Source organism: Luteimonas aestuarii, from assembly GCF_004357985.1.
GTDB classification, from domain to species: domain Bacteria; phylum Pseudomonadota; class Gammaproteobacteria; order Xanthomonadales; family Xanthomonadaceae; genus Luteimonas; species Luteimonas aestuarii.
Genome location: NZ_SMTF01000001.1, coordinates 56,671 through 71,896, shown reverse-complemented (window position 1 = coordinate 71,896; position 15,226 = coordinate 56,671). Strand labels below are relative to the sequence as shown.

14 protein-coding genes are annotated in these 15,226 nt (G+C 68.0%); 9 read left to right on the top strand and 5 right to left on the bottom strand.

Annotation, left to right across the window (positions count from 1 at the left end; translation table 11 throughout):
- The first annotated feature begins 91 nt into the window (after positions 1-91).
- Entirely contained in the window at positions 92-265 is a 174-nt protein-coding gene (locus tag E2F46_RS00340; protein ID WP_133320204.1) for a DUF1328 domain-containing protein, read from the top strand.
- A 27-nt stretch (positions 266-292) separates the two neighbouring features.
- Here E2F46_RS00340 and E2F46_RS00335 read toward each other — a convergent pair whose 3' ends face one another.
- Positions 293-1,033, bottom strand: coding sequence for a helix-turn-helix domain-containing protein (locus E2F46_RS00335; RefSeq protein ID WP_133320203.1), 741 nt, complete (start codon positions 1,031-1,033; stop codon positions 293-295).
- Between the two features lie 117 nt (positions 1,034-1,150).
- On the opposite strand from E2F46_RS00335, the gene E2F46_RS17380 reads away from it, so the two are divergent.
- Entirely contained in the window at positions 1,151-1,591 is a 441-nt protein-coding gene (locus tag E2F46_RS17380) for a hypothetical protein (protein ID WP_165967299.1), read from the top strand.
- The gene (locus tag E2F46_RS00330) at positions 1,588-2,406 is read left to right on the top strand and encodes a DUF2145 domain-containing protein (RefSeq protein WP_165967298.1); all 819 of its coding nucleotides are present in this window, start codon (positions 1,588-1,590) and stop codon (positions 2,404-2,406) included. Before E2F46_RS17380 ends, E2F46_RS00330 begins: the two co-directional genes overlap by 4 nt.
- Before the next feature lie 309 nt (positions 2,407-2,715).
- Here E2F46_RS00330 and E2F46_RS00325 read toward each other — a convergent pair whose 3' ends face one another.
- Both E2F46_RS00325 and E2F46_RS00320 read right to left on the bottom strand, forming a co-directional pair.
- Positions 2,716-3,333, bottom strand: a complete 618-nt coding sequence (locus E2F46_RS00325; RefSeq protein WP_133320201.1) for an exonuclease domain-containing protein — start codon at positions 3,331-3,333, stop codon at positions 2,716-2,718.
- Positions 3,334-3,345: 12 nt separating this feature from the next.
- A complete protein-coding gene (locus E2F46_RS00320; protein WP_165967297.1) occupies positions 3,346-5,166 on the bottom strand; it encodes a putative nucleotidyltransferase substrate binding domain-containing protein in 1,821 nt (606 codons plus the stop codon).
- Between the two features lie 149 nt (positions 5,167-5,315).
- Here E2F46_RS00320 and E2F46_RS00315 point away from each other — a divergent pair, with 149 nt between their 5' ends.
- From E2F46_RS00315 to E2F46_RS00295, 5 genes are all read left to right on the top strand, one after another.
- Positions 5,316-6,785, top strand: coding sequence for an SLC13 family permease (locus E2F46_RS00315; protein ID WP_207949483.1), 1,470 nt, complete (start codon positions 5,316-5,318; stop codon positions 6,783-6,785).
- 61 nt (positions 6,786-6,846) lie between these two features.
- Positions 6,847-7,191 carry a RidA family protein gene (locus tag E2F46_RS00310; protein WP_133320199.1) on the top strand — a complete coding sequence of 115 codons (345 nt, stop codon included), beginning with the start codon at positions 6,847-6,849 and terminating at the stop codon, positions 7,189-7,191.
- Positions 7,192-7,361: 170 nt separating this feature from the next.
- On the top strand, positions 7,362-8,789 hold the full coding sequence (locus E2F46_RS00305; RefSeq protein ID WP_133320198.1) for an amidohydrolase family protein: 1,428 nt from the start codon (positions 7,362-7,364) through the stop codon (positions 8,787-8,789).
- 138 nt (positions 8,790-8,927) lie between these two features.
- Positions 8,928-11,045, top strand: coding sequence for a M13 family metallopeptidase (locus tag E2F46_RS00300; protein WP_243720246.1), 2,118 nt, complete (start codon positions 8,928-8,930; stop codon positions 11,043-11,045).
- Positions 11,046-11,126: 81 nt separating this feature from the next.
- Positions 11,127-12,389, top strand: a complete 1,263-nt coding sequence (locus E2F46_RS00295; RefSeq protein WP_243720245.1) for an amidohydrolase family protein — start codon at positions 11,127-11,129, stop codon at positions 12,387-12,389.
- Positions 12,390-12,401: 12 nt separating this feature from the next.
- Here the strand turns inward: E2F46_RS00295 and E2F46_RS00290 are convergent, their stop codons facing one another.
- Complete coding sequence (locus E2F46_RS00290) at positions 12,402-13,085, bottom strand: YkgJ family cysteine cluster protein (protein WP_165967296.1); 684 nt, start codon at positions 13,083-13,085, stop codon at positions 12,402-12,404.
- A gap of 219 nt (positions 13,086-13,304) precedes the next feature.
- Between E2F46_RS00290 and E2F46_RS00285 the strand changes: the two genes are divergently transcribed.
- Positions 13,305-14,456 carry a Rossmann-fold NAD(P)-binding domain-containing protein gene (locus E2F46_RS00285; RefSeq protein WP_133320195.1) on the top strand — a complete coding sequence of 384 codons (1,152 nt, stop codon included), beginning with the start codon at positions 13,305-13,307 and terminating at the stop codon, positions 14,454-14,456.
- 213 nt (positions 14,457-14,669) lie between these two features.
- On the opposite strand, the gene E2F46_RS00280 is transcribed toward E2F46_RS00285, so the two are convergent.
- The gene (locus tag E2F46_RS00280; RefSeq protein ID WP_133320194.1) at positions 14,670-15,044 is read right to left on the bottom strand and encodes a glycine zipper 2TM domain-containing protein; all 375 of its coding nucleotides are present in this window, start codon (positions 15,042-15,044) and stop codon (positions 14,670-14,672) included.
- Positions 15,045-15,226 lie beyond the last annotated feature (182 nt).

The following is a 15,226-nucleotide window of genomic DNA, read 5'->3' as shown; positions in this document are numbered from 1 at the left end:
GTGCGAAATGATGCGAAGGGGCGATGACCGTTCACACTCGTGGCACGCCTGCATCGCCACCATGGCCCCACGTCAACCGGGAGCAGCAGGCATGGTCAAGTGGGCCATCATCTTCGCGATCATCGGACTTGTGGCCGGTGCTCTGGGTTTCTCCGGCGTGGCGAGTGCCGCCATGGGCATCGCGCAGGTGCTGTTCTTCATCGCGATCGCCATTGCGGTGGTGCTGTTCGTGCTGGGCATGACGATCTACAGGAAGGTCACGTAGCCGAGGCCGCCAGGCGCTGCGAAGGCCTCAAGCCGTGTTGCGGCGATAGGGCGCGAACAAGCGCAGCAGCCAGGGCTTCTGCGCCAGCACGAGGCTTACGCCGACCCGTTGTTCGGACGGCAGTGCGGCATCGCGCGCCAGCAGGCCGTCGAACTCCCGCGCCACCTCATCGAGTCGTTGCCGCATCTGCTGCACGCCGTCCGGGCTCAGGCTGCCGCTGAGCAGCAGCAGGCGGTCATGGTCGCCGTCGAACGGTGCAGCGAAGTAGTCGCCCAGCAGTTCGGTGCGGAAGTACCGTTCCATCGGCCCGTCGGTCAACCAGCGGAAGTTGCGCGCCGTCAGCGGCCGCACGCGATTGCCGGCCTGCAGCTCGATGATGCCCATGCGGTCCAGTCGCGCCAGCAGGGCCGTCCACTGCGGCACGCTGAAATTGAAGTGCGCCGACACGTCGGGCTGCTGCCAGCGGTTGATGCTGAGGAACATCGCCAGCATCAGGGCAGGGTCGTCCACCAATGCCTGCTCCTGCGCTTGGGTCAGCCGCGCCATCGGTTCCTGGCCGCGTCCGGCATCGGCACCCAGTTCGGCAAGCCCCATGCCCAGCACGTCGCAGATCTGCTCCAGCCGCACCAGGCTCATCGCCCGGCGCGAGAACATTCGCTTCACCGCCGCTTCGCTGAGATCGATGCGCGCGGCCAGTTCGCGATAGGTCATGCCTTGCGCGCGCAGGCCGCGCTTGAGGGCGTTCACGAGGTCGATGGAAAGGGCCATGGTCTAAAAATACGCTACCGCCCGGCGAGTGGACCAGCACTTTTCACATCCCGGTTGCCTGCGTCGCGCAAGGCGGCAAGGCTCCGTCGCAGTCCTTGGGAATGGGAGCCGACGGTGATGCAACGGGACAGAGGGCAGGCGATGGACCTGAAGGCGGCAATGGTGATCGCGATGTCGCTGGCGTACATGGGTGCCGCAGGCGCGGCGACGCAGTCCGATGCCCTGAGCCGGCAGTCTGATGCCAGCCTGATGGCCTCGGTGGAAGTGCCGGTGGCCATGGCGGAGGCCTTGTCCGCGGGTGCGGCGCTATCGGTCACGGCGGTCGACGCCAGCGGTGGCGTGGTGGCATTGACGATTTCAGCCGCCGGCGCAGGCGCTTCCGCGTTGGTGCAGGTCTCGGCGGAGATGGCGCGTGCGCTGGGGATCGCCGTGGGCACCGTGGTGGTGGTGACCGCGGTTTCGACCGGCTGGGTGCTCAGCGTGGCCGGCGAGTCGCTCTATTACGTCGCGAATGCGTTGACCCGGCCGCACCTTCATTCGCGACGCCTATTGCCGTGAACCGCGAGACCTTTTGCCTGTGCCTGGTGCTGCTACTGTGGCCGGTGCATGCGTTTGCTGGCGCCAACTGTGAAGCGACGGCCGTGCCCGCGCACAAGGTGGCGGCCGCGGCATCGACCGCGTTGCGCACGGTCGACGCGCTCGACGCACGTAATGCACCGGTTGCGCTGGTGGCACGCGTGGGCCGCGACCTGTCGGAGCACGGCCTGGTCTACAGCCACGCCGGCTTCGCGGTGCGCGACCATCCCGCCGGGCGCTGGACCGTCGTCCACCTGCTCAACGAGTGCGGCAGTGCACGCGCCGGGCTGTATGCGCAGGGGCTGGTCAACTTCTTTTCCGATGACCTGGTCAACCAGGATGCGCGAATCACGTGGTTGGCACCGGCGCATGCGCAGCGGCTGGCGTTGCACCTGCTGGCGGTGGAATCGAATCCGCTGTTCCAGCCGAAGTACAACCTGATCGCACGCCCGGGCAGTCGCGAGTACCAGAATTCGACGGCATGGGTGCTGGAGACGCTGGCCGCGACCCTTCCAACGACTGGCACCGTGCGCGATCGCCAGCGGGCGCATGCGCTGGCCGTGCAGGCCGGGTTCCGCCCCGACACCATCCGCATTCCGTATGCACAACGCGTGTTGGGCGGACTGTTCGGCAGCAATGTCGCTTTCACTGACCATGGGATATCGACGCGGCTGTCAGGCGAGTATCCGGTGGTGACGGTGCGCTCGATCCTGCGCTGGGTGGCGTCGAACGATCCACAATCGACGCAGATGGAGTGGCGTGGCGGCGTGCTGATGGCGGAGCCGGGTCCCGGCTAGCAAGAGGTCGGACGGCGTGCTTCCGCGATTGCCCGCAATGTGTATACGCCAGGACATCCGGCTGGATTCGCGCGAAGTTCAAGTTCCCTTATCCGTCATCGCCGCGCAGTCGGGGACCCATGGACGTGTCCCTTGCGCAATCTGACGGGATCGCGAACTGCTTTTTGAGATCCCCAGCCGCTGTGAGAACGGTCGCCCCACTACCAGAAGCACCCACTTCCGGGAGAGACTCCTGGAACGATCGAGGTGCGTGGATCCCCGCCTGCGCGGGATGACGATCTGGATGACCCCACCGATGGCGTTGCTCTCTCAACCTGTCGCAACGAAGTTGCTGTTGCCCGCCGACTGCAGCGCAATCCAGCACAGCGCGACCGTCGTGGCATCGCCCAGTGCACTGTGGCGACCGAGCACGGGTACGCCCAGCGTGTCGGCGATGTGCTGGAAGTCCAGGTTGGGCGGCACGTCAGGCTGTGCGCGCCGCGCGCGTGCGGCGAAGGCATGCGCCAAATCGACGCGCGGGTTGGGCAGCGCGAAGCCGGTGATCGCCTTCGCGTGCGGCGCCAGCATCGCCACGTCGAAGGCGAGGTGGTAGCCCAGCAAGGTGCGACTGCCCAGCCAGGGCAGGAACGCGCGCATGGCCGCGGTCACCGACACGCCCTCCGCCGCCTCGTCGGGGGTGATGTGGTGGTGGCGGATCGAATCGATGCCGAAGCTGCGGTCGGGGCGGATGCGTTGTTCAAATCGCTCCGATGCCACCACCACGCCGCCGCGGATCGGCACCGCCGCCAAGGTGAGGATGTGGTCGTTCCGCGGATCCAGCCCGGTGGTTTCGAGGTCCAGGCTGACCCACTCGCCGGCGGGGGGCGCATGCAGCAGGGCCGTCCACTCGCTACCCGCATGCCGGCGCCGCAGCCACCAGCGTCGCATCGGTCCCACCGCTCAGTCCCGCAGGTGGAAGCTGTGGCGGATGTGTCCGCGGAATTCCTTGACCACGTGCAGGGCATCGCGCAGCAGTTCGCGGTCCAGCCGGGTCAGGCGCGCGGGATCGATCGCGTTGCCCGCCTTGCGCCCTTCGTCGAGCGCCGCCAGTTGCGACTGCAGGCGCATGCGCTGGAACACGTTGAGCGCCTGCGGCAGGTCGCGGCCGAGGTCGCTGGACAGGTGGCCCTGTTCGACCAGCGCAGTACAGCGTTCAGCACTGCCATTCGCCTCGATGCCGTGGCGCAGGGCCAGGCAGCGCAAGCCGTGCACGACCGGGAAGATGCCGCCCTTCTTGATGTCGATGCCGTCGGCGTCGCTGCGCACCCGGCCGAAGAAGGTCAGTGGCGTGTCGAAATCGAGCGTGGCCGCGGCAAGGTGGTGCAGCAGGATGTGGTCCTCGCCCAGTGCCATCAGCCGCGCTTTCACCGGCGCGAACAGCGCAAGCTTGCCTGCGATCGGACGGGCATCCAGCGCGATCGAAAGGTCGAGTGCGTTCTGGCCGCCATACGACTGGCGCCAGTGGTCGATCCGTGCGTGCCATTCCGATGCGCGCATCCGCCAGTGCGGGTTGTTCACCATCACCTTGCCGGGGCAGGGCGGATAGCCCACCTTGTCCAGCGCGGCACTGAAGCGCCCCATGGCGTCGTCCAGCCCAGGCCAGTCGAGGTCGTCGGCCAGCACCAGCGCATTGTCCTGGTCGGTCTTGAGCACCTGCTCGCGTCGGCCCTCGCTGCCCATCACCAGCAGGCAGATGCCGTTGCGATGCGCCTCCGGCACCAGCAGGTCGAACAGCTGGCCCATGATCCGGCTGTTGAGCGCGCTGACCAGTTCCATCACGTAGGGAATGCGCGCCCCGTGGGCGTTGAGGCTGCGCACCAACCGGTCCATCGCGCCGGCGGCATCGGCGATCTCCTCCAGCGTGCGCGCACGCGACAGTCGCAGGCTGATCAGGTGCGAATGGCTGGCGAAGTGCGACAGCACTTCGGCCATGCCCAGCGTGCCGGCGATCGCGCCCCGATCGGTCACCACCACGCGCTCGATGTGGCGTTCGGTCATCTGCACCAGGGCCTGGAACAGCACGGCGCTGGTATCGACCGCCACCAGCGGGCGGCTGGCGAGCGGGCCGACCGTTGCGTCCAGCGGCAGGCGCTCCAGTGACAGCGCTTCCAGCAGGTCGGTGCGGGTGACGATGCCCGGTGCATCGTGCGCGGGATCGTCCACCAGCAGGCAATCGACGCGACGCGCATGCAGGCGGGCGCTGGCTTCGGCGATGGTGGCGGTGGCATCGATGCGTTCGGCCGGCGCCAGCTGTGCCTCGCCCACCTGGGTCACCATCAGCTCGGCGACTTCGCGCCGGTCGGAATTGCCGATCGACAGTCGGCCCTTGGTCGCCAGGCCTTCATTGAAGTACGCCGCGAAGGGCGGGTTGTCGGCGATCAGTTGGCGGAACACCTCCGCGGGGATGAGGAAGGTCAGGCAATCGCCGTCGGCGCGGTAGCTCAGGCGCGCGCGCCCGGCCATCACCGCCCAGGCACCGAACACGTCGCCCGGGCCGTAGTCGGCGAAGCGCTGCTCCCGGCCGTTGTCGTCGCGCACGGTCGCATGCACCAGGCCCTTGAGGATGACGTGGGCGTGCAGCGAGGGCTTGCCGGCTTCGATCAGCGTCGTGCCAGCGCGGTGCAGGGCGATGTCGACGCTGGCCTGCAGCCGTTCGCGCCCGGCATCGTCCAGCAGGTCGAAGGGCGGCAGCGACAGGTCGAGTCCGGGCACGGGGTCCATGCCCGGATTGTGCGCCCGCGCAGGCGCAGGGTGAATCACACCAAAGTGGAAGGGTGCCGGTGCGCCGCGGCATCCGGTCGTGCTGGCGACGGTTACCATGCAGCGCTGATGCGATCCGGGGCGCAATGCGCCGGCACACGGGAGGACGGGTGGAGGCAAGCGCCGGGACGGAACATTCGCAGGGCACCGATGGCGCCCTGCGACGACGCGTGGGCCTGGTGCTGGGGCCGCTGCTGTTCGCGCTGGTCTACTGGCTGCCAGCGCTGACCGGGCTGGACGATGCGCCACGCGCGGTGCTGGCGGTGACGCTGTGGGTGGCCACCTGGTGGATCACCGAGGCGATGCCGATCCCGGCCACCTCGCTGATGCCGATCTTCCTGCTGCCGATCACCGGCGGTGCCGACGAGCGCACCGCGACGATGGCCTACGGCAATCCCATCGTGTTCATGTACATGGGCGGCTTCACCATCGCCCTGGCGATCCAGAAGTGGAACCTGCACAAGCGCATCGCCATGGCGATCCTGTCGATGGTCGGTGCCGGGGGGCAGCGGATCACCCTGGGCGTGATCCTGGCCACGGCCTTCCTGTCGATGTGGATCTCGAATGCGGCCACGGCGCTGATGATGCTGCCGATCGGCCTGGCGCTGATCGAGGAAATCCGCGACAAGCAGATCTACGACGAGGTGTCTCTGAAGCGCTTCGCCAAGGGCCTGTTGCTGTCGATCGCCTACGCCGCGTCGATCGGTGGCCTCGCCACCCTCATCGGTTCGGTGCCCAACGCGGTGTTCGCCGCGGTGTCGGCGCAGTCGCTGGGCCGTCCCGTGAGTTTCGCGCAGTGGTTCTTCTTCGCCGCGCCGCTGACCGCGCTGCTGCTGGCGGTGCTGTACGTCTACATGACGCGGATCAAGTTCCGGGTGCGGCCGGTGCAGGAGATCGGCAGCGACTTCGCGCGCGAGCAGTTGCACCGCCTCGGGCCGATGGCGTTCGAGGAAAAAGCGGTGCTGGCGATCTTCGCCGTGGTCGGCACGCTGTGGATCGGCAGCGGTTTCCTGCCGGAAGCGTGGCGGCTGTCGGATACGTCGATCTCGATGATCGGCGCCGTGAGCCTGTTCCTGCTGCCCGCGCGCAAGGGCAGGGGGCGGCTGATGGCGTGGCCGGACATGAAGGCGCTGCCCTGGGGCCTGCTGCTGCTGTTCGGCGGCGGCCTGTCGCTGGCGGCGGCGTTCGAGAGCTCCGGCCTGACGCAGTGGTTCGGTACGCTGCTCGGCGGCCTGCAGGTGCTGCCGCTGGTGCTGATCGTGGTGGCGCTGTCGGCGATCGTGTTGTTCATGACCGAGATCATGTCCAACACCGCGGTGTCGAACATGCTGATCCCGGTCGGCATCGGCCTGGCGCTGGGTATCGGTGCCGATCCGCACACCATCATGGCGGTGATCGCGCTGTCGGCCAGCTGCGCGTTCATGCTGCCGATCTCCACGCCACCCAATGCCGCGGTGTTCAGCGCCGACATCATCACCATCGACGACATGGTGCGCGCCGGTTTCTGGATGAACATCGCCGCGGTGCTGCTGGTCAGCGCGTTCGTGCTGGTCTGGCAGCCGGTTGCGATGGCGGGCTGAGCGCCGGCATTGCTATCGTGTCGGCCACGCCGCGCGGCGGCCCACCACCCAGGACCTTTCCATGATCGAACGCATCGACGCGGGCAACCGCATGTCCGAAGCCTGCATCCACGGCGGCATCGCCTACCTCGCCGGACAGATCCCGATCACGCCAGGTGCGGACATCGAGACGCAGACACGGGAAGTGCTGCAAGAGATCGACGAACTGCTCGCGAAGTGCGGCAGCGACAAGACGCGCATCCTGCGCGCGCAGATCTACCTCGCGGACATCGCCGATTTCGACGGCATGAACCGCGCCTGGGATGCTTGGGTAGCCGCGGGCGAGGCACCGGCGCGTGCGACGGTGGAAGCACGGCTGGCGAATCCGGAGTGGAAGGTCGAGATCGTGGTCACGGCGGTGGTGTAGCCGTCGCCTGTGCCGTCCGCTGACCCGATTCGCGTCGTCTCCATCGTGATCCGTCGCGTGTCGATGGGAGTAGCGCCATCGGGATTCGCGCGCCGTTTCCAGAGGTATCCGTGTTTGCAACGCGTGCCTCCAGCGCTTAGGGTCGGGGAGAACCCAACGGGAGCGGGAAGATGAATGGGATGACCCCCGGCTGGCGCGCTGCGCGCTGGAAGCATGCAGGCGTGGCGCTGTTCACGGCGATGGCGATGCTGGCATGTGCAGGGCACGAGGATGCGGCGGCGCCGCAGGCAAGCGATGCCGACACCATTGCCTTCGTCGATGTCGACGTACTGCCGATGGATCGCGATGCGGTGTTGTCCGCCCAGACGGTGCTCGTGCGCGATGGCCGCATCGTTTCGATGGGCCCTTCGGCCGACGTCGACGTGCCGACCGGTGCGCAGCGGATCGACGGTCGCGGCAAGGTGCTGATGCCGGGCCTGGCGGAGATGCACGGCCACGTGCCCGGTGGCGACGATCCGCAGTACGTCGAGGACGTGCTGTTCCTGTACATCGCCAACGGCGTGACCTTCGTGCGCAACATGGCGGGCAACGAAAGCCACCTGGCGTTGCGTGATCGCCTGGCACAGGGCGAGCTGGACGGGCCGACGATGGTCGCCGCCAGTCCCTGGCTGGGGGCGAGGGACGAGGCCGAGATCAATGCGACGCTGCAGGCGCACCATGCCGCCGGCTACGACCTGGCCAAGCTGGGCAGCGTGCCGGCGGACCTGTATCCCGGGATGGCGCGCACGGCACATGCGCTGGGGATTCCCTTTGCCGGGCACATCCCCGAGGGCGTGGCCCTGGAAACCGCACTCGACGCGCGGCAGGCGTCGATCGACCACTTCGATCGCTACGTCGAGTTCCTGGTCCCTGGAGATGCCGCGGCGCGCAGTCGCAGCGCGGGGTTCTTCGGCAGCGGCTGGGTGGACGCGGTGGATGCCGCACGCATTCCAGAGGCCGTGCAGCGCACGATCGATGCCGGCACCTGGAACGTGCCGACGCTGAGCCTGGTCGAGCATCTCGCATCGCCCGAAACGGCGGCGGACATGATCGCGTGGCCGGAGATGCGCTACATGCCGCAATCCGTACTCGACGGCTGGGTGCGGGCCAAGGGCGAGTTCGGTGCGCGCGAAGACTTCCAGCCTGCCGCGGCGCAACGGCTGGTGGAGGTGCGCAGGCAGTTGCTGAAGGCGCTGCATGATCGCGGCGCCCCGATCGCCCTGGGTTCGGACGCGCCGCAGTTCTTCAACGTGCCCGGATTCTCGATCCACCACGAGATGCGGATGATGGTCGCCGCCGGGATGACGCCATACGAAGTGCTCGCGACCGGCACCACGGCGCCGGCGCGCTACATGCAAACCCCTGGCGAGTTCGGCGTGGTTGCGCCGGGGGCACGCGCCGACCTTGTGCTGCTGGATGCCGATCCGCGCCAGGACATCGGCCATTTCAAGGCGCAGGCAGGGGTGATGGTGCGGGGTCGCTGGTGGCCCGCGGACAGGATCCGCGCGAGGCTCGAGACCATCGCGGCACGTCGAGCGGAGACGGCTGCCGACGGCTGAGTGCATGCGTGTTGCGCCGCAGCAATGTGGCGAGGCCAACCTCCGGCACGGGTCCGGCGAGGGCGGGGTGGGTATCCTGAGGAGTCCCGTGCGCGCCGCTCGCAGCGACGCACCCACGTTTTGAACCGGAGAACGCTGTTGAAGCTGAACAAGACCGCCCTGTCCCTGGCCACTGCACTGGCCCTTGGCTTCACCGCGCAGGCCTCTGCGCACGACAACCACCGCTGCCTCGACGACGCCTGCACCCTGCAGGCGCTGTTCGCGCAGGACGATGCCGGCGGCGGCCACGGCATCATCGCCGCCCAGCGCTACGGCAACTGGGGCATCGATACCGCGGGCATGGACAAGAGCGTCCGTCCCGGTGAGGACTTCTTCGCCTACGCCAGCGGCACCTGGGCGCGGAACACGCAGATCCCCGCCGACCAGTCGAGCTATGGCAACTTCCGCGTGCTGCGCGACCTGTCGGAAGCGCGCGTGCGGGCGCTGGTGGAAAGCTATCCCAAGGCCGACCCTTCCACGGGCGATGCGGCGAAGATCGCTACGCTCTACCAAGGGTTCATGGACGAGGGTGCCGTCGAGGCGCTGGGCGGGCAGCCGCTGCAGCCTTACCTGGCCGAACTGAAGTCCGCTGCCGACAAGGCCGCATTCGCCAGCCTGATCGCCGCGCGCGGCGGCTTCGGCGGCGGCATGTTCAGCCTGTTCGTGTCCGACGACCAGCGCAACCCCGACCAGTACACGCTGTACCTGAGCCAGTCGGGCCTGGGCCTGGGCGATCGCGAGATGTACCTGCGCGACAACTTCGCGCCGCAGCGCGAGCGTTACCTCGCCTACATCGCGCAGATGCTGGAACTGGCCGGATGGGAAGACCCGGCCGCCAGCGCCGAGGCGGTGATGGCGCTGGAGACCCGCATCGCCGACGCGCACTGGACCCGCGCCGAGAGCCGCGACCGCGACAAGACCTACAACCCCAAGCCGCTGGCCGATTTCGCCGACGATGCGCCTGGCTTCCCGTGGGCGGCGTACTTCGCCGCATCCGGGCTGGACCACGCGCCGGTCGCCGTGGTGCGCCAGGACAGCGCCATCCCGAAGCTGGCCGCGATCTTCGGCGACACCGACCTGTCGACGTTGAAGGCATGGGAAGCGTTCCACATCGCCGACGGCATGGCACCGTTGCTTTCGAGCGCCTTCGTCAATGCGCATTACGAGTTCCGCGAGAAGTTCCTGTCCGGCCAGCCCGAGCCGCGCGAGCGCTGGAAGCGCGGCGTGTCCTTCGTCGAAGGCGTGATGGGCGAGGCGATCGGCCGCGACTACGTGGCGCTGTACTACCCGCCGGATGCCAAGGCGAAGATGGACGAGCTGGTCGCCAACGTGAAGGTGGCGATGGGTGCGCGCCTGGACTCGCTGGAGTGGATGAGCGACGCCACCAAGGCCGAGGCCCACGCCAAGCTGGCCGGTTTTGGCCTGAAGATCGGCCATCCCGACAAGTGGCGCGACTACAGCGCGCTCGAAGTCCGAGAGGGCGACCTGTTCGGCAACGCCATGCGTGCGCGCAATTTCGAGTGGGAATACCGTCGTTCGCGCCTCGGCCAGCCGGTCGACAAGGACGAGTGGGGCATGACCCCGCAGACGGTCAACGCCTACTACAACTCGGTGAAGAACGAGATCGTGTTCCCGGCGGGCATCCTGCAGCCGCCGTTCTTCGATCCCGATGCCGATCCGGCGGTGAACTACGGCGCCATCGGCGGCGTGATCGGCCACGAGATCATCCACGGCTTCGACGACCAGGGCCGCAAGTCCGACGGCGAAGGCGTGCTGCGCGACTGGTGGACGGCGGAGGATGCCGCGAAGTTCGAGGCGCAGGCGGAGCGACTGGGTGCCCAGTACGAGGCATACGAGTTCCCGCAACTGCCCGGCATGCACATCAACGGCCGCACCGCCATGGGCGAGAACATCGGCGACCTTGGCGGCCTGACCATCGCGCTGGAGGCCTACCGTCGTTCGCTCGCTGGCGAGGAAGCCCCGGTGATCGACGGCTTCACCGGCGAGCAGCGCCTGTTCCTGGGTTGGGCGCAGGTGTGGCGCACGTTGTGGCGTGACGACGCGCTGCGCCAGCAGCTCGTCAACGGCACGCATTCGCCGGGCCATATCCGTGCATTCGCGCCGCTGCGCAACATGGATGCCTGGTACGAGGCCTTCGACGTGACCGAGTCCGATGCGCTGTGGATCGCGCCGGAAGACCGGGTGCGGATCTGGTAACGCGGTTTGGACGAAGCCCGCGCAAGCGGGCTTCGCCTTGTTTGATTGCCACTTGAGACGCGATCGAGGGGGAGCAAGCGAATGATGCGAAGTGCAAGGCGTTGGTGGCTGGCGTGCCTGCTGTGCATTGGCGGCGGGGTGGCGCATGCGCAGGACATCGCCATCGTCGGTGCGCGCGTGGTGCCGTCGCCGGAGGCCGAAGTGATCGCCTCCGGCACGGTCGTCGTGCGCGATGGCCGCGTCGTGGCCGTGGGTCCGAGCGATGGCATCGATGTGCCGGATGGCATCACCACCATCGACGGCCGCGGCACCACGCTACTGGCGGGGTTCTGGAACAGCCATGTGCACTTCCTCGCGCCGGAAACGCGCGCGCCGGCGTCCGTTCCCGCCGATGCCCTCGAGTCCGCGCTCGCATCGATGCTGACGCGCTGGGGCTTCACCACGGTGTTCGACATTTCCTCGATCGGGGGCGCTGCGGCTGCCATGCGGGCGCGGATCGAGGCCGGCGAGGTGCGCGGGCCGGACATCCTGTACGTCGATACGCCGTTCTTCCCGGAGGGCGGAACGCCCAGCTATGTGCGCGACCTGTTCGATGAGATGCAGGCGCCCAGCGCGGAAGTGGCCACGGCCGACGAGGCGCGCACGCGTGCGGACGCGCAACTGGCCGCTGGCGCGGACGGCGTGAAGCTGTTCGCCGGTGCCATCCTCGGGGGTGCGCTCGACGTACTGCCGATGGACGTGGATGTCGCCCGCGCGATCGTCGAGGCCGCCCACCGCGCAGGCAAACCGGCCTTCGCGCATCCGACCAATGTCGCCGGACTGGAGGTTTCGCTGGCCGCTGGCGTGGATATCCTCGCGCACACCACGCCCGTGTCCGGGCCATGGGACGAGGCAATGGTGCAGCGCCTGCGTGCGGCCAACATGGCATTGACGCCGACGCTGACGCTGTTCGACCACGAGTTGCGCCGCGAGGGTGCGCCACAGGAGGTCATCGATCGTTTCCTCGAGGCCGCCACGCAGCAGGTGCGCGCGTACCACGCGGCAGGTGGCGACATCCTGTTCGGCACCGATGTCGATTTCATCCAGCAGTACGACACACGACTCGAGTTCGAACTGCTGCGCGCCTCCGGGCTGGACTGGCGCGCGATCCTCGCCACCCTCACCACCACGCCGGCGCGCCGCTTCGGCCAGGACGATCGCAAGGGACGCATCGCGGAAGGGCTGCAGGCGGACCTGGTACTGCTGGAGGGCGATCCGGCGGATGACGTGGCTGCGTTCGCGCGCGTGCGGCAGGTGTTGCGCGCAGGCAGGATGCTGTATCGCGCCCGGGACGAGGGGCGCTGACAGGGCCGCGGCCTACAGGCGAACGGCGTTGCGGAACACGGGCTGGCCGGCGTCATGGCGTCGCGCGCATACGGGATCATCGAGGGCTTCCGCCAGCGCAGTCACGAACTCGTATTGCGTGGTGTCCCTGCCCATCGTCGCCAGGCCCTGGCGCAATCCTTCCTGAGCACCGCTATTGATCGCCGAGATCCATTCGCTTTGGGGATGGGTGGCTGAAAGGTTGCCGGGATTCCCGAACGCGTTGCGACAGGCCTCGATGTCAAGCGAGTGGTAGGCGCGGCAATTGAGCGGGCGGGCCGGGTAGATGCCGCAGGCGCCGTCGGCGTCGAGCATGGGGCAGGGGATATTGGTCGAGAGCAGCTGTCCTCGCGGCAGCGCAGAGACGCGTTCCGCAGTGTCGCGAACCAGATCCACGCGTGTCGCCAGCTCGTCCGGGGACAATCTTCCGCGCAGGTACTGGACGACCCCCAGCACCTCGACGGGCATCGCGGCGACGCGCAGGTGGCAGCACATCGCGCAGCCCCTGGCGCAGGCCAGCGGATGCGTGGATGCGCGCGCCGGTGCCTGCAGCTCTATCTCCAGCCGCGCCTGGGTCTTGCGTCGGGCGCCCTCGGCATCGCGCCTGGCAACGGCGGGGCGTGTGTCCTCGAGCACGGCGTGGCGTGCGGAGGCGCGCGCAGGGTGGGGCTGGGGCATGGCGCGTGCTAAGTCGTGGCAAACGGACGGCCATGGTAACGCGGGGTGGGGACGACGACTCCGACCGGTCGGTGCCGTGCGTGGTCGCGACGGACTATGTGCCGGATGCGGCGAAACGAAGGGCGACGCGATGCGGCCAGCGGTCACCCCGACTTTCGTCATGCGCGGCGGACGCGCGACAGGTGCAAGATGCGGCGATCCATCCGACCGGAGTCCACGATGCGCACGTCACGACGCGACCTGCTCAAGCTCGGTGCGCTTGCCGCCGCCAGCGCCACCTTGCCTGCCTTTGCCTCGAGCGCGGTGGGTGCGCCCATCGACAAGGCCGCCAGGCCACTGCGCGTCCTCATCCTCGGCGGGACCGGGTTTACCGGACCCTTCCAGGTGCAGTACGCGCTGGCGCGCGGGCACCAGGTCACCCTGTTCAACCGAGGCAGGCGGCCTTCCCCGGAATGGCCTGGGGAGGTGGAACAACTGCATGGCGATCGCGACACCGGTGACCTGAAGGCGCTGGAAGGTCGCGAGTGGGACGTCTGCATCGACAACCCCACCACGTTGCCATTCTGGGTGCGCGATGCCGGCAACGTGCTTAAGGGCAAGGTCGGCCATTACCTCTTCATCTCGACCATCTCGGTCTACGCGGATGGCTCGAAGCCGGGCATCACCGAAGACGCGGCGTTGGCACGTTATGGCGGTGCCGATGCCATGGCCGAGACGCGCGATAGCATGATGGCGGACATGGCCAACCTGTACGGTCCGCTCAAGGCGCTGAGCGAGGCCGAGGCGTGGAAGCAGTTCGATGAGCGCACCACGATCATCCGGCCGGGCTACATCGTGGGCCCGCGCGATGAAACCGATCGCTTCACCTACTGGCCGCACCGCATCGCGCAAGGCGGCGAGGTCCTGGTGCCTGGCGACGGCAGTGATCCCGTGCAGATCATCGATGGCCGCGACCTGGGCGAGTGGGTGATCCGCCTTGCCGAAAACCGCACCTACGGGACCTTCAACGCGTGTGGTCCGGATTACAGGCTGAGCACCGACGCAATGGTGCACGGTTGCCACGCGGTCACCGGCGGCCCGGTCGAGTTCACGCACGTGCCAACGCAGTTCCTGGAACAGCAGGAGGTCTCGTTGCCGATCTGGGTGCCCTCGGACCACGACACCTATGGCGGCTACGGTGCGGTCAGCAACGCCGCCGCCATCGCCGCGGGCCTGACGTTCCGGCCACTGGCCACGACCGTGGAAGACCTGCTGGCGTGGTTCCGGTCATTGCCTGCGGACCGCCAGGCGACCCTGCGGGCCGGTATCACCCGCGAGAAAGAGAAAACCGTGCTGGATGCGTGGCGGGCTTCGCATGGCCGGGTCGGCTGAGCGTGCCCGGATGCAGGCAGGGCTGGAAGCGCGCAGGCAGGAAGTCGCAGGCCGACGTTGCGCCGACCCGCGTCTGGTTTCGGCTTGATGCGGTTTGACGTGGACGCGAATTCGGATCTGCTTGCGCCACCGCGTCAGCGGTGCGCTGCACGCAGCCAGATCGCGCATGCACCCGGATCGCTAGACGTTGGCGTCGTTAGAGGTTAGAGCTCGTCAACGCCAGACTCGCTCACAGCGCTGTTCGACCACGCGGTCGCCACGCGCTTCCTGGCGGTTGCCCTGCACATTGCGGCCGATGACGCCGCCGGCGACTGCGCCGCCGACGGTGGCGATGTCGCGGCCGCTGCCACCGCCCACCTGCCTGCCGACCAGGCCACCGATCACGGCACCCGCGGCAGTACCGCCAATGCGGTTCGGATCACTGTCGGCCTGGCGAACTTCGACATCGGTGCAGACCACGCGACTCCCGTCACTGAAACGGCGGCCCTCGTCCTCGGGTCCGTAGAGGACGGTCGATTGTGCCGACACGACGCCGGAAGCAGCCAACGCGACGGCGGCGAGCAGGGTAGTGGCATGGATCGGCTTCATTTCGAGACTCCGTGATTGCAGGTTTCGGTGGGATCTTCGCGTCACCGGTGCAAAACGCAGGTGAAAAACTGCGAACTGGTTGGCCCACATTACGGCCGCAGTTCAGCGAGGCAGGCGTTGCGTGAAGTCGTCGGCACCGACCAGGGTCTCGCCAATCAGGGTCTGGAACGAGGCCGCCGGCT